Genomic DNA, 14,937 nt, shown 5'->3' on the forward strand with positions numbered 1-14,937 from the left:
TAATCTATCTATTCTACTCCCTTACGGAGCATCTGCCTATACCACTGCCCGCCTTGTTGCTCTCTAATCGCATGATATTGCCAACCTTCTTTGCTAAGAGTGATGGTTATTTGTCCGCTTTCACCTGTATCTAGCCAAGTACTCCCCGCTTCCTGATAACGTTCAATAACAGACTCACTCGGCATTCCCCACTGATTGCCTTTAGCAAGAGAAGCTATCGCCAGCTGAGGAGACACAGCCTCAATAAACGGCTTAATCGATGACGAATCGCTACCATGATGCGGAACCAACATGACATCACTCCTTAGCTGTTCTCCCTCACGAGCAAGTAACCACTCACTTACCAGTTCAATATCACCAGTGAGCAAAATTGAGAAATCAGCACTATGATCTGAGATCTTGACCACACACGAATGTGGGTTATACGCCCTCTTCACTTGATTAGGCGGCCACAACACCTCAAAAACAACATCTTGCCAGTTCCAAACCTCTCCAATAGTACATGTTAGAATATTAGACGGGGCTTGAGTGGTAGATTGGCGTTCTTGAATAATGTTTTGACTGGTTCGTATCCACTTTGGCGTATAGTTCTCTAGTAACGCCGGATAACCACCAGCATGGTCAGAATCGAAATGACTCACAATCACGCCTTCTAATTCATGAATCCCCCGCTGATTCAAAGTAGGAATCAACAAAGACTCAACAACCGAGCCTCCTGGCCACGCATTACCAAGATCATAAACGACAATCTGATTGTTCTTTTCTAAAACCAAAGACAACCCATGTCCAACATCCAAGATGTCTATGGTTAGCTTGTCTTGCTGAGGTTTACCGAACTCCCACCACAACACGAACACTGCAGTTACCAATATCGATAATGTTCGCTTGAAATACCGACTAACAAAGCTCAAGAACAAGATAAGGAATACTGATAATGCAATCGTCTGGTTATCTACTTGGATCCAAAATCGCTCAGAGAAAGGAAGACTAAATACGAGAGGCTCAAGCGACAAGTCGACCAACTTCCACAGCTGACTGACCAAATCATTGTCTAGCGCTGTTATACCAACCACGCCAGACACTGACTCAGATATTAAGCTTAGAAACATTGCCATAAACAACAACGGGATCGTCACCATCGATACCCAAGGCAAAAGGAACAAGTTGTAGAAAACAGAGACTAAACTGACTCCTTTGAAAAACAACATCGAGAAAGGCGCGATAAGGAATGTCAGCATCAGTTGAATCTTAATCAGTTGGAGTACGTGGTTGATAAATGTAAAGGTTGAAGCTGAGCGCTGTGTATTTAACGCGATATAGAGAACAGCGCCCAATGCACCAAAGGACAGCCAAAAGCTGCTCGACAAGGCTGAAAACGGCCAAATCAGCAGAACTACGCACAGGCATAAAGCGACATACCGAAGCAAACTGATATTTTGCCCACGCCACAAGAAATAACTCGCGATGACACACATCACTAAAGCCCTCAAAGTTGGCAGCGTGAACCCAGCAAACCAACTATAGAAATACGCCAAGCCGAGCCCGAATATTGTAGGTAACCAAAGAAATGAAGGGGAAAGTAACCTGAATACTTTGCCAATCTGATAGCCGATACCAAAGGCAATTCCAATATGCAGCCCCGAAATAGCCATCAAGTGAATCAAGCCACTGCTTTTAAGCAATTCCCACCGCTGAAGCGGAATAAGGTCTCGATATCCAAAACTCAAAGCGATAATGAGATCTTGATTTGCCAGCAGACTTAACCTCTCAAGGCTGGTTTCAAACCATTGGGCGCGTAAGTTGGTGCTAGAGTGAATTCGGTACTTGGTATCTGCTCTGTAAGTTGCATTGGCAACCACGCCAGCACTAAACAAGTACTTTTCGAGGTCAAAGCCGGCTTCATTGAGTTTTCCCCATACCGGCTTTATTGAGGCCGATAAATAGACATCATCTCCAAGCGTTAACTTAAAAGGAGTAAACAAACGTAATTTTATCAATTGGGGAAAGATTAATTTTTCGCCGCCAATTGATCTGGCTACTATTACGCTTTCAAAACCATGGCTATTTTCACTAAAAAGGCTAACAACCGACGCATTTATGGTAGTATTCTGCCCTGACTGGAACAAGCGACTCGTTTGTATTTCAATCGCATTCCCTAGGCAGATAACTAGTATCAATGCTGTTACTGGACCTCTTGCACTCCGGAAAACGCTATACTTTGTTGATGCTAGCAGTAACAACAGCATCAATGGTGCCCAAACCCAATGTGGCATCACAGGCCAGAAGCTGGCAGACACAACTGTCGCAGCAAATGAAATCAAGAACCAAGTGTTAAACAAGAGAGTAGCTTCCTCCTATGCCAAGAAAGTTTATCAAACGATTTATGCCTGACCATGATCTAATCAAGCGTCAGAAAGCATTGAAAGTTTTTGGCAATGTTTTGTACAACCCCAACTTATGGTGCCTTAATCGTCGCTCTGCGGCTGGCGCGTTTGCTGTTGGGTTATTCATGGCGTTTGTCCCTCTACCAAGTCAAATGATTATGTCTGCAGGCCTTGCTGTCGCATGTGGCGTTAACCTGCCTTTAGCTGTCGCACTTGTTTGGATCAGTAACCCGGTTACCATGCCTGTTCTCTTCTACTTTGCTTATAAAGTCGGGGCGTTTGTTATGCATGTGCCACCTCAAGCCTTCCATTTCGAATTGTCTTGGGACTTCATCTTGGCGCAAATGAGTACTATTGGGCCTCCGTTCTTATTGGGTTGTCTGATTTGTGGCGTGGTTTCAGCAATGATTGGCTACTTTGGTATTCGCGGTTTATGGCGTTACTCAGTAGTAAGAAGTTGGAAGAAGCGACAAGCAAGGCATTGAACGCCATTCCTTGTTATTCAATCTAACCTTGTCTGTGCTTCACTTAAAACGCACACAAGTTAAAATCGGATGAGCCACTTACCTCTGCAAGATTGGCATGTAACGAAAGTCGTAAAGAACACGAATTGAATTCAATAAAAAAGGATCCCACTGGGATCCTTTTTTGTATCGACTGAAAAACTGACTGCTTGCTATTTAGAACTCAGCACTGAGGCTGGGTTTAACTTCGCTGCTCGTGATGCTGGGTACCATGTCGCCAGTAAACTCAGCACAATCGCAGTGCCGGAAACCACAACAACATCCGTCATATCAAGTTGTGATGGCAAGAAGTCGACAAAATAGATATCACCGGACAAGAACTGGTGATCGACCAGCTTTTCAAGCCCTTTGATAAGTGTGGTGAGATTCAGCGCGACTAACACACCTATTGCACTCCCGACTAAACTGCCTAACACGCCTGAAAATACGCCCTGCCAAACAAAGATGCGCTTCACAAGGCCGTCCGATGCGCCCATGGTTCTTAAAATCGCGATCTCTGATGCTCGGTCTTTTACTGCCATCATCAAGGTCGAGACGATGTTGAAACAAGCGACACCAATAACCAGTACCATCACTAGATACATAATGGTGCGAACCAGCTGAATATCTCGATACAAGAAACCAAACTTCTGTTGCCAGCTGCGCAGATACACATACACATCAAGCTGATTACCCACTTCACGTACAATAGAGTTTGCGTTCAGCACATCGGTCACTTTCAAAGATACTCCAGTCACCGCCTCACCTAAGTTTGCGTAGACCTGAGCATCACCAATCGGGATCAGAGCCAAGCTGTGATCTATCTGACCATTAAGCGTCAGCAAGCCAACCACTTTCACTCGAACACGCTTTGGCGCCTGAACCTTCACAGAACCGTTTACCGTTGGAATCATCAAAGTTAGATAATCACCGACTTTCGCACCCAACACATTCGCTACACCAGAGCCCAAAATGATCTGCTGTTGTCCTGCCTTAAACTCGCTCCAAGCTTGCTTATCGATAAAACTCGACAGGCTCGATACTTGTTGCTCAACTTGTGGGTCAACGCCGCGAACTTCAATTGCTTTGAGTTCTTTGCCCTTTTCAGCAAGTGCAGTAATTTTCACATAAGGCGCAGCAGCAACGACTTTATCGTGCTTAACAGACTCCTCAATCACGTGCTCCCAACGAGTCACAGGCTCATTCACGCCTTCAAACTCACCGTGAGGAATGACAGAAAGTACTCGTGATTGAAGCTCTCGCTCAAAGCCATTCATCGCAGATAAGCCGATAATGATCACCGCGACACCAACAGCGATACCAATCGTCGAGGACAAAGAGATGAACGACACCATCTTGTCTCGTTGTTTCGCACGGCTAAATCGGCCGCCTATCAATAGAGATAAAGAAGAAAACACTTAGCTCTCCTCTTTTTCTACGTTGACCAGTAAACCATCTTGCATGTGAAGTTGGCGATCCATCTTACCGGCAAGTTCACCATCGTGAGTCACGACCAAAAAGGCAGTATCGTATTCACGGTTCAGTTCACGCATTAAGTCGTAAATAGACAGTGCGGTGTTATGGTCTAGGTTACCGGTTGGTTCATCCGCCAACACTAGCGCAGGCTTATTCACCAATGCTCGAGCAATCGCCACACGTTGCCTTTCACCACCAGAAAGCTCTGAAGGTCGATGATCAACACGATGACTTAGCCCCACTTTATCAAGTAACAACTGTGCTTCTTGTTTTGCTTTCGCAGGCTTCTCACCACCAATCAGCAACGGCATTGCTACGTTTTCTAACGCTGAAAAGTCCGAGAGAAGATGATGGAACTGATACACAAAGCCAAGATGCTGGTTGCGAAGCTTCGCCTGCTTATTCGAACTCAAAGATGCTAAGTCCTGACCAAGAAAACTTACGCTGCCCGCAGAAGCATCGTCTAATGCGCCTAAGATATGCAATAAAGTACTTTTACCCGAGCCAGAGGTACCGATGATTGCTACTAGCTCACCCTTTTCGATTTCAAAGCTGACTCCCTTGAGCACCTCAGTATCTAACGAGCCTTCACGGTACGTTTTACGGATATCATTACATTGAAGAAAATTACTCATAACGAAGGGCCTCAGCAGGTTTCACAGACGATGCACGATAAGAAGGGAATACAGTGGCAATCAGGCTAAGTGCAATAGCCAAAACCACAACAACAGCGATTTGAATCGGGTTAATCAGAATTGGTAGCTGGCCACCAAATGAGAATAGAGCAACGCCCATCGCCTCTAAAATAGTATTAAGGTTCATAGCTAGGGCAACACCTAACACACCACCAGAGAGCGCACCAATCACGCCACTACTTGCGCCTTGAACCATGAAGATCCCCATGACTTGACCATCAGTCATGCCTTGGGTCTTAAGAATCGCGACTTCAGATTGCTTCTCCATCACTACCATGATAAGCGCCGAGATGATATTGAAAGCAGCAACACCGATGATAAGCCCAAGCATTAAGCCCATCATGTTTTTTTCCATACGAACGGCTTGGAATAGCTCACCACGTTGGTCTCGCCAGTCGCTCCACAACCAACCTTCCGGTAATGGCTGAGTCGATAACTCTGCAACTTCAAACGGGTCGTCAAAAAACAGTCTCCAACCTGAAATAGTGTCTGATTTATAACGCATCAAACGCCCTGCATCTTGGATGTCTGTCACCATCAGTTGAGCGTCGATATCAGAACCTGTATTGAAAATACCGGCAACGGTGAAATTTCGTTGGCTTGGAATACGACCTAATGGGGTGTATTGGCTAGCGCTGGTCACCATCAGGCGAACTTTGTCACCCATAGACACTTTCAAGTTTCTCGCCAAAGTATGACCGAGGAACAACTGATATTGACCCGCCTTAAGTGAAGACAATCTGCCCGCAATTAAGTGGTTCTGAAGAGGGTCGTCTGAATTAGGTTCAATGCCGATTAACAACCCTGCAGATAACTGAGCCGGACTCTGAATCACTGCCTCACTGCGGACAATCGGTTCAACGTGACCATTAAGCGAGATTTGCTCTGCAAAATTAGGCGCTTGGGCAGAAAGAGAGGTAGTGCCACCTTGCTCATAAACCACCGCTTGAGGAAGAACACCAAGAATTCGGTCTTTTAACTGCGCTTCGAATCCATTCATTACCGATAAAACAGTAACCAAAGACAGCACACCAATGGTGATACCTGCCGTCGACATATAAGAAACAAAACGGCTAAAGCGATCACCTGAACGGCCTTTCAAATAGCGTAGGCCAACAAACAACGAAATAGGATGAAACATACTTTGAACCATCTAAAGGGGATGCGGGTTAATGTAACGGGTATTGCTGTTACTGTGTAGGGGTTAATTGAAAATATAGAGTGAATTAACTCAATTAGTTAGGCTTGAAAAACAGAACCTTGTCAAATTACCAAATTTCAAACAACTATTTGAGACTTTCAATTAACTGACCTTGATTACTGCGGCCACATAGCGATAATCAATAGATCACTTCAAGGAACTAACGCATGACAGAACAAGAGTTTTTCACCGTTCACCATAGCCTTACCGCTAATATTGAACCAATGGACAGCGGCTTCACTTTACCTTCTCAAATTCAATTCGAATCTGAGATCCCAGCACCATTTGTGGTGGCAAGTGAGTTTAGCCAATTGGATCTGTTAGCTGACAGTGCGCGTGCTGAACTGAAAAACAGCGACTTGAAGAATGTCACCAGCTTATTGGATGCACAAAACTCGAAATTAAACCTCTTGTTGAGCTTTATGTTATCGCAGCAAGATGATGAGAAATTTCGTACTCACACCTATTCATTTGGTGCGAGTCAGTTTTCCTGCTTTTCAAAAGTAGACATCGAACCGGGTCGCTTAGTAAAAGCCAAACTTTTTCTAGAGCACCCAGCAGCAGCAATTTATTGCTACGCAGAAGTCTTTGCTAGCGAGGCGAAAGACTCAGGTTTCGAAATCAAATTTAAATACGCTCATCTTCGCGATACCGACCAAGACCTGCTAATTAAAGCGGCACTTCATCAACAACAGAAACTCTTGCGTCAACGCTCTCTAGACCGAGATAACAAGTAAATTAACATGACCAAAAAATCCATATTTACACTACCTAAACTTAAAGGTGCCGGTGACAAAAAGCACATCGGTAACCTAGTCGGTTCGTCTCTCGCTCTTGCCATTGCCAAACTCGCAGAGCAACACAACAGCCATACCGTCTTGGCTGTACCCGACCCACAAGTGGCGCTTAAGCTTCAATCTGAAATTGAACAATTTACGGCACATGAAGTCGCATTATTCCCTGATTGGGAAACACTGCCATACGATAGTTTCTCGCCTCACCAAGAGATCATCTCAGATCGTATCGCTCGCCTTTATGCCCTACCAACGCTAAAAGATGGCATCACGATCGTACCAATCAGCACGCTACTTCAGCGTCAATCACCGCGTGACTTTTTGCTACAACACACTCTAATGGTGAAAACAGGCGATCTCTACTCTTTAGAAAAACTGCGCCTGCAGCTTGAAAAGTCTGGCTATCGTTACGTTGATCAAGTGTTTGGTCCGGGTGAATACGCAAGCCGAGGGTCTATTCTCGATCTGTTCCCAATGGGCAGCAAAGATCCTTATCGTATCGACTTCTTCGATGATGAGATCGATACAATTCGTACCTTCGATCCTGAAAACCAACGTTCTATTGAAGACATCTCTGAGATTCGTCTGTTACCTGCTCACGAATTCCCAACCTCGGAAACAGCAATTGAAGATTTCCGTATTCGTTGGCGCCAACAGTTTGATGCACGCCGTGAACCAGAATCGGTTTATATGCAGGTATCTAAAGGCACATGGCCGGCTGGTATTGAGTACTGGCAACCTCTGTTCTTCGATCACACAGAAACCTTGTTTGATTACGTTGCCGATGAAGCGCAACTGCTGATTCTAGGTGATGTCGAGACTGCAGTAGACTCATTCCTAACGGACGTTGCTCATCGATACGAACAGCGCGGTGTTGACCCATTACGACCACTTCTCACGCCTGAACAACTGTGGCTGAAGAAAGACGAGCTGTTCGCACACTTCAAACAGAAACCGCAGGTAAACCTAAGCTTAGATTCGATTGAAGAGAAAGCTGGACGTACCAACCTTCCGGTTGTGTCTCTTCCTGATCTCAGCGTTCAGCATCAGAATAAAGAGCCACTCGCAAACCTAAGAAAGTTCACTGAAGCCTTCGAAGGAAAAGTGGTCTTTTCAGTTGAGTCTGAAGGCCGCCGTGAAGCTCTGAGTGAATTACTTCGAGGCATTAAAGTTCGTCCAAGCGAAGTTGAAAACCTCGACGCGGCGATTAAAGGTAAAGATAAGTTCAGCCTGATCCTAGGGTCATCGGAACATGGCTTTATCCACGAAGAGCAAAACATCGCCCTTATCTGTGAAAGCGACCTGTTGGGTGATCGCGTTGTTCAGCGCCGCAAGAAAGACAAGAAAAGCGTTAACAGCGATACTGTCATTCGTCACTTAGCCGAACTTAAACCGGGTCAACCTGTTGTGCACATTGACCACGGTATTGGTCGCTACATCGGCTTGCAAACACTCGAAGCCGGCGGCATGAAAACCGAATATGTAACGCTTGAGTATCAAAACGATGCCAAGCTCTACGTGCCAGTTGCTTCTTTGAACTTAATCGGGCGTTACTCGGGTGGCGCTGAAGATTCAGCACCGCTACATAAACTCGGTGGCGAAGCGTGGCAAAAAGCGCGTAAACGCGCCGCAGAGAAAGTACGTGACGTTGCAGCGGAGCTACTTGATGTTTACGCCAAGCGAGAGCTAAAACCTGGCTACAAGTTTGTACTCGACCGCGGCCAATACGCGACCTTCAAATCTGGCTTCCCGTTTGAAGAAACCGATGACCAAGCGATGGCCATCAATGCTGTTATGTCTGATATGTGTCAAGCAAAAGCCATGGATCGTTTGGTGTGTGGTGATGTTGGCTTTGGTAAAACCGAAGTCGCGATGCGTGCAGCATTCGTTTGTACCGACAACAGCAAACAAGTAGCCGTGTTAGTTCCAACCACCTTACTTGCTCAGCAACACTTCGAGAACTTCCGTGACCGTTTCGCCAACTTGCCGATTCGTGTTGAGGTTCTATCCCGATTCAAATCAGCTAAAGAGCAGAAGTTGATCATGCAAGATGTCTCCGACGGTAAAGTCGACATCTTGGTGGGTACTCACAAGCTGCTTTCGAGTGATATTAAGTTTAAAGACCTTGGCCTGCTGGTTGTCGATGAAGAACACCGATTTGGTGTGCGTCAGAAAGAGAAAGTGAAAGCGATGCGCGCCGATGTCGATATTCTAACACTTACTGCAACGCCTATTCCGCGAACGCTGAACATGGCAATGAGTGGTATGCGTGACCTTTCGATCATCGCCACACCACCCGCACGACGCTTGGCAATTAAAACCTTCGTTCGCGAGAGTGATGATGCCATCGTCAGAGAAGCGGTGCTTCGTGAAATAATGCGTGGTGGTCAGGTTTACTTCCTGCACAACCAAGTCGACACGATTGAGAAAACAGCTGAGTCACTACAGAAGTTGATTCCAGAAGCGCGTGTTACTGTGGCTCATGGCCAGATGCGTGAGCGCGAACTGGAACGCATCATGAATGACTTCTACCACCAGCGCTTTAACTTGTTGGTGTGTACAACCATCATCGAAACCGGTATCGACGTACCAACGGCCAATACTATCTTGATGGATAGAGCCGATAACCTTGGTTTAGCACAGTTGCACCAATTACGTGGTCGTGTAGGTCGTTCACACCACCAAGCTTATGCTTACTTGTTAACGCCACACCCTAAAGCAATGACCAAAGATGCGATCAAGCGATTGGATGCGATTGCTTCACTCGAAGACTTGGGCGCGGGCTTTACCTTAGCAACTCACGATTTAGAGATTCGTGGTGCGGGTGAGCTGTTAGGTGATGAACAGAGTGGTCAAATCCAGTCAGTTGGTTTCACCTTGTACATGGAGATGCTTGAACAAGCGGTTGAAGCATTGAAAGAAGGTCGAGAGCCATCGCTTGATGACCTACTGCGTGAACAAACTGAAATTGAGATGCGTCTTCCAGCACTATTGCCAGATGACTACATCCCAGACATCAACACGCGCTTATCAACGTACAAACGTATAGCGAGTGTGAGTGACACCGACGAATTGGCAGAGTTGAAAGTCGAGCTGATTGATCGCTTCGGCCTTCTGCCTGATGCAACCAAGAACTTATTATCAGTTTCAGAGCTAAAATTAGCCGCAGCGTCTATCAAAGCGAAGAAAATTGAAGCTCACGATAAGGGTGGATTCTTAGAATTCTACCCGGATGCTGACATAAACCCAGCCTACCTTGTTAAACTGTTGCAATCTCAACCGCAAAAGTTTTCAATGGAAGGACCAACAAAGTTCAAGTTTACGATACCATTGGTCGACAGACGGAAACGAATTCAATTTGTTAGTGATTTATTGGGCGAATTCAGACAAAACTTGCTGCCTTCAGCATAAGACCCAATCCACTTGCACATATAAATTATCCAGCCGGTAGTTCGGCTGGAAGACGGAGTAAAAATGAAAAGACTGATCCCACTGCTACTATTGTTCGTCTCACTGCCAAGTTTGGCGCAGAGACAATTTGATATAGAAGTGATCATTTTTAAGCGCGCTGTTGATGCAGAGAAGGTGAACGAATCTTGGCCAAATACACAGCCTAAGATTTCTCTTGAGCGTGTTGGTTCATTTCAAGATACCCAATACCGAGCAAAGAAAGGCGTACAGATGTTGCCTTACTCGGAATACAAATTAACGCCTCAGAAAGACAAGCTACGTAAACACGCTGGCTTTGAAGTTCTGATGCATACCGCTTGGCGTCAAGGCGACCAAGGTAAGAGCTCTGCCCCTGTTTTCCACATTCAAGCAGGTAAAGATTTCTCTAAACAATTTAATGCTGATGGCTCTGAAAAAGGCGCAATCACTGCTGGCAGCGCTGATGGGTTCCAAGAAGAGACCATTGATAAGCCACTCTACGAATTAGACGGCAAACTGCAAATCTACGTTCAGCACTACCTATACGCTGAAACGACCTTGGACTTAAAAGCACCAAGCGTTCGTGAAGTGACTCTACAAGAGCAACAAATCGAGCTAGATTCACCAGTAAGTGGCGCAGAAAGCAACGTCCAAGTGGGCAATCTAACTGAGATTTCTCCGACGGTTGAAGTCCAAGAGTTCCTTAAGAGCTACCGCATGGACCAAAAACGTCGTATGCGCAGTACAGAAACTCACTACCTTGACCACCCACTTCTTGGAATGGTGATTCAAGTTAGACGTGTAGCGCAGTAAGTTACTTGCCGATTCGGCTATAATTATATAAATAATTCAATCCGCCCTCCTAGTGAGGGCGTTTTATTAGGTGCTATCTATCTTTATTCTGTACTGACTCTCTTTGTTCAGTACTTACACGTTACTTGGTACGTCTTATGAGCCCTGAATTTCAGATCAACACACAAAATCTTAGCCTTAAAATCATTGAGGCCTCAGATGCTCAAGAATTTTCTCAGCTGGTTAAGTCCTCCCCTAGCTTGTTGCCATGGGTCGACTGGTGTCATAGCGAGTTTTCCATCATCGAAGCCGAGAAGTTTATTCTGGCGACTCGCCTGAACTGGGTGAAAGCCGATGCGTTTGAAGTGACCCCGTAAAGTTGGACATTTCTGTTAAGCGGCTTTCAAGGCCTGAGTTCGATATTCTATCGGAGTCAGGCCTTTTAGTTTCACTTTTATACGTTTGGTATTGTAGTACTCGATGTATTCTTTAATCTGCTCTATCAGAGCATCTGCATCTTCAAAGCTTTGGTTGTGATACATCTCGGTTTTGAGTAAAGCAAAAAAGTTTTCAGCAACAGCATTATCCAAGCAGTTACCTTTTCTCGACATGCTTTGCGTTAACCCACTCTCCGCTACCTTTTTCTGATACTGTCGATGGCGATATTGCCAACCTTGATCGCTATGTATAATTGGCTTTGAGTTGGGTTTAAGCGTTGATATAGCTTCCGTCAGCATATCTGTGACAAGCGGCAAGCAGGCATTTTTGGCCACTCTATAAGCAACCACCTCCTGAGTAAACAAGTCGACAACGGGAGATAAGTATACTTTCTGCTCTTTGACTTTGAACTCCGTGACATCAGTTACCCACTTTTCATCGGGTTGAGTCGCACTAAAATCTCTTTCAAGAACGTTGGGAGCAGCTTTTCCTGACTCTCCTCGGTATGAACGATACTTTTTAATCCTGACCGTCGATTTAAGGTTGAGCTGAGCCATAAGCCTTTGAACCGTTTTGTGATTAAGCACGAACCCCTGATTCTTTAGTTCCAAGTGAATACGGCGGTAGCCGTATCGCCCCTTATGTTCATGATAAATTGACTTTATCAACCGCAGCTCACGTTCGTAGCTATTTTGGCGCTTGCTCGTTTGAGCCTGATAATAAAAGACACTTTTTGCCAACTGTAGAGTGTGCAGTAAGTGCTTTAATGGGTACTTGCCTTTAAGAGTTAGAGCTATGACCGCTTTTTCTTTGTTCGACGGTTTTTTTTCTGCTCCAACTCTTCCAACTTTTTTAGAACGGCATTCTCGGTTCGTAAGTAGACCAACTCCTCTTTTAGCTCCTCAAGTGTCATTTCATTATCAGGCTTAGTGGTACGTTGAGGTTGCTGTTTCATTGAGGGTCTTCCTTTCTGGCGCATTTCGAGCCCCTTGATACCGAGCTCATTAAATCGTTTAAGCCAGACAGAGAGTATTCCAGGGGATGAGAGGTTTAATACAGCGCTAGTGTGCGTGAGAGACCATTCATTCGTCCACATTAAATTCAATGCTTTTCGTTTTGTTTGAGCAGTCGCGGCATGATTAGTTGGTAAAAATGAATCAGTACCATGGATGGCAAAGACTTGAGCCCAATACCGTATCTGCCTTGAAGAAATTGAATATTGTTTTGCTAAGTAGAGAGATGACGTGCCATCTAAGTATTGCTTAGCAATGATACATTTTAGCTCTCGGCTATATTTGGACATAAAAAGACCCCCAATAATTGGTGTCCAACTATTGGGGGTCAGTTCAGTTTGGCTTTGGCATCTTTGAACGAAAAAGCGATAAGCTGGTCGGTATGGTTGCCATAAATGAGCTTTACCACACCTTTAATATGGCGAGTTTAGGTTATTGGGTCGGTGATGACTTTCAAAGGAGAGGGATCGCCAAAGAAGCAATGCTCGCCCTATTTGAATTTTGCTTCGCGCAACTCAAGTTAACGCGTTTGGAGATTGTCTGCGATACCGAGAACCTACCTAGCCAAAAGTTGATAGAGAAGTGTGGCGCAGAACGAGAAACCATTGCCAAGAATCGATTTCTGTTTAACGGTAAGCCAAAAGATGGCGTGGTTTATTCTGTGCTACCTCCAACGTCTTAACAGCAGAAATGAGTTCAATACCAGCGATAGCACATAATCGACACGATCAAAAAAGAGCTCCGAAGAGCTCCGAAGAGCTCTTTTTTATTATCAGCGTAATGCCCTTAGAAAGCTTACCTGATTAGTGAAGCTTCAAGTTTGGACGAAGTACACGGTTAATACGACCAACCAACATCATCAGTGATGTTTTGATTAAGCCGTGAAGCGCCATCTGGTGCATGCGGTACAAAGAGATGTAAACCACACGAGCAATACGACCTTCAACCATCATCGAACCTTTCGTCAGGTTACCCATCAAGCTACCTACCGTAGAGAAACGGCTAAGTGAAACTAGCGAGCCTTTATCTTTGTAGATGTAATCTTTCAGGTCACGACCGTTCAACTTAGCAATGATGTTGCTAAATGCACAGCTTGCCATTTGGTGAGCCGCTTGTGCACGTGGCGGAACGAATGAACCGTCTGCTTGTGTACATTGTGCCAAGTCACCGATAGCAAAAATGTTGTCATCCAGTGTTGTTTGCAGCGTGTTTTTCACAACCAACTGGTTGATACGGTTCGTTTCAAGACCACCGATATCTTTCATGAAATCAGGCGCTTTAATACCTGCCGCCCATACCATAATTTGAGCTGGGATCTTGTCGCCATCTTTGGTTGTTAGACCGTCAGAATCCGCCTGAGTCACCATCGTATTCGTACGAACGTTCACACCAAGCTTGGTTAGCTCAGAGTGTGCTGCGCTTGAAATACGAGGAGGTAGAGCTGGAAGAATACGCTCACCCGCTTCAACAAGGTTAACATTCAGCTTGCTTGAATCTAGGTCGCCGAAGCCGTAAGTACGAAGTTCTTTAACTGCGTTGTGTAGCTCTGCAGAAAGCTCTACACCAGTTGCACCAGCACCAACAATCGCGATGTCTACCGTGCCTTGACCGTTCTTAGCGTGAAGCTTTAAGAACTGGTTGTTCATTTCTGTACGGAAACGGTGTGCTTGCTCTGGGCTATCAAGGAAAATACAGTTGTCACGAACGCCTGGAGTATTGAAGTCGTTTGACGTTGAGCCTAGCGCCATCACAAGAATATCGTATTCAAGTTCACGGCTTGGCATCAGCAGTTCACCGTGCTCGTCTGTAAGCTCGCTTAGTGCAATCACTTTACGCTCACGATCGATGTCGTTTAGGCTGCCCATTTGGAAATCGAAGTAATGGTTTTTTGCATGTGCACGGTAGCTTAGTGCATCAACACCTTCATCCAGTGAGCCCGTTGCTACTTCATGAAGTAATGGTTTCCATAGGTGGCTTGCTTTACGGTCTACCAGAGTAATCTGGGCACGTTTCTTACGACCTAAAGTGCGGCCTAGCTTAGTTGCTAGTTCTAAACCACCAGCACCACCGCCTACTACGATAATTTTTGTCACAATGACAATCCTCTACAAAATGAATAAATGGGGTTCGGCTCGATTACTCCAACCGATAAATTCTATGTATCTACTCGGCCTTGAATGCGAAGGCTGTTACAAATTGGATTACCGCGAAA

The 14,937-nt window shown here is 45.3% G+C and carries 11 protein-coding genes and 2 pseudogenes; 6 read left to right on the top strand and 7 right to left on the bottom strand.

The genetic code is table 11. From position 1 onward, the window contains the following. Positions 1 to 8: 8 nt before the first annotated feature. Positions 9 to 2,339, bottom strand: a complete 2,331-nt coding sequence (locus OCV20_RS11010; RefSeq protein WP_086773728.1) for a DNA internalization-related competence protein ComEC/Rec2 — start codon at positions 2,337 to 2,339, stop codon at positions 9 to 11. Positions 2,340 to 2,356: 17 nt separating this feature from the next. Here OCV20_RS11010 and OCV20_RS11015 point away from each other — a divergent pair, with 17 nt between their 5' ends. Beyond that, complete coding sequence (locus tag OCV20_RS11015; protein ID WP_017060232.1) at positions 2,357 to 2,869, top strand: DUF2062 domain-containing protein; 513 nt, start codon at positions 2,357 to 2,359, stop codon at positions 2,867 to 2,869. A gap of 191 nt (positions 2,870 to 3,060) precedes the next feature. On the opposite strand, the gene lolE is transcribed toward OCV20_RS11015, so the two are convergent. The 3 genes from lolE to lolC are packed head-to-tail and all read right to left on the bottom strand — an operon-like array spanning position 3,061 to position 6,199. Then, complete coding sequence (gene lolE, locus OCV20_RS11020) at positions 3,061 to 4,305, bottom strand: lipoprotein-releasing ABC transporter permease subunit LolE (protein ID WP_086773730.1); 1,245 nt, start codon at positions 4,303 to 4,305, stop codon at positions 3,061 to 3,063. Next, positions 4,306 to 4,998: a lipoprotein-releasing ABC transporter ATP-binding protein LolD gene (gene lolD / locus OCV20_RS11025; protein WP_048609370.1), complete on the bottom strand. Its 693-nt coding sequence runs from the start codon at positions 4,996 to 4,998 to the stop codon at positions 4,306 to 4,308. It abuts the gene before it with no gap. Beyond that, positions 4,991 to 6,199, bottom strand: a complete 1,209-nt coding sequence (gene lolC / locus OCV20_RS11030) for a lipoprotein-releasing ABC transporter permease subunit LolC (protein ID WP_162290805.1) — start codon at positions 6,197 to 6,199, stop codon at positions 4,991 to 4,993. Before lolC ends, lolD begins: the two co-directional genes overlap by 8 nt. 227 nt (positions 6,200 to 6,426) lie before the next feature. Between lolC and OCV20_RS11035 the strand changes: the two genes are divergently transcribed. From OCV20_RS11035 to OCV20_RS11050, 4 genes and pseudogenes are all read left to right on the top strand, one after another. Next, positions 6,427 to 6,996: a hypothetical protein gene (locus tag OCV20_RS11035; RefSeq protein WP_048658284.1), complete on the top strand. Its 570-nt coding sequence runs from the start codon at positions 6,427 to 6,429 to the stop codon at positions 6,994 to 6,996. Positions 6,997 to 7,002: 6 nt separating this feature from the next. Next, the gene (gene mfd / locus OCV20_RS11040) at positions 7,003 to 10,464 is read left to right on the top strand and encodes a transcription-repair coupling factor (protein ID WP_086773732.1); all 3,462 of its coding nucleotides are present in this window, start codon (positions 7,003 to 7,005) and stop codon (positions 10,462 to 10,464) included. 63 nt (positions 10,465 to 10,527) lie between these two features. Continuing rightward, positions 10,528 to 11,295 (top strand): peptidoglycan binding protein CsiV, encoded by a 768-nt coding sequence (locus OCV20_RS11045; protein WP_017065298.1) that lies wholly within the window; start codon positions 10,528 to 10,530, stop codon positions 11,293 to 11,295. Between the two features lie 137 nt (positions 11,296 to 11,432). Then, a pseudogene (locus OCV20_RS11050) lies at positions 11,433 to 11,636 on the top strand (GNAT family N-acetyltransferase); the annotation flags it as partial. Positions 11,637 to 11,666: 30 nt separating this feature from the next. On the opposite strand, the gene OCV20_RS11055 reads toward OCV20_RS11050, so the two are convergent. Together OCV20_RS11055 and OCV20_RS11060 are read right to left on the bottom strand one after the other, a co-directional pair. Beyond that, positions 11,667 to 12,509: an IS3 family transposase gene (locus tag OCV20_RS11055; protein WP_108721729.1), complete on the bottom strand. Its 843-nt coding sequence runs from the start codon at positions 12,507 to 12,509 to the stop codon at positions 11,667 to 11,669. Next, complete coding sequence (locus OCV20_RS11060; RefSeq protein ID WP_086774936.1) at positions 12,506 to 13,015, bottom strand: helix-turn-helix domain-containing protein; 510 nt, start codon at positions 13,013 to 13,015, stop codon at positions 12,506 to 12,508. Before OCV20_RS11060 ends, OCV20_RS11055 begins: the two co-directional genes overlap by 4 nt. A 44-nt stretch (positions 13,016 to 13,059) precedes the next feature. On the opposite strand from OCV20_RS11060, the pseudogene OCV20_RS11065 reads away from it, so the two are divergent. After that, positions 13,060 to 13,407: pseudogene (locus OCV20_RS11065) on the top strand (GNAT family N-acetyltransferase); the annotation flags it as partial. 121 nt (positions 13,408 to 13,528) lie between these two features. Here OCV20_RS11065 and OCV20_RS11070 read toward each other — a convergent pair. Further along, positions 13,529 to 14,818: an NAD(P)/FAD-dependent oxidoreductase gene (locus OCV20_RS11070; protein WP_009847154.1), complete on the bottom strand. Its 1,290-nt coding sequence runs from the start codon at positions 14,816 to 14,818 to the stop codon at positions 13,529 to 13,531. Between the last annotated feature and the right edge of the window lie 119 nt (positions 14,819 to 14,937).

This window comes from Vibrio coralliirubri (assembly GCF_024347375.1).
Lineage (GTDB): Bacteria > Pseudomonadota > Gammaproteobacteria > Enterobacterales > Vibrionaceae > Vibrio > Vibrio coralliirubri.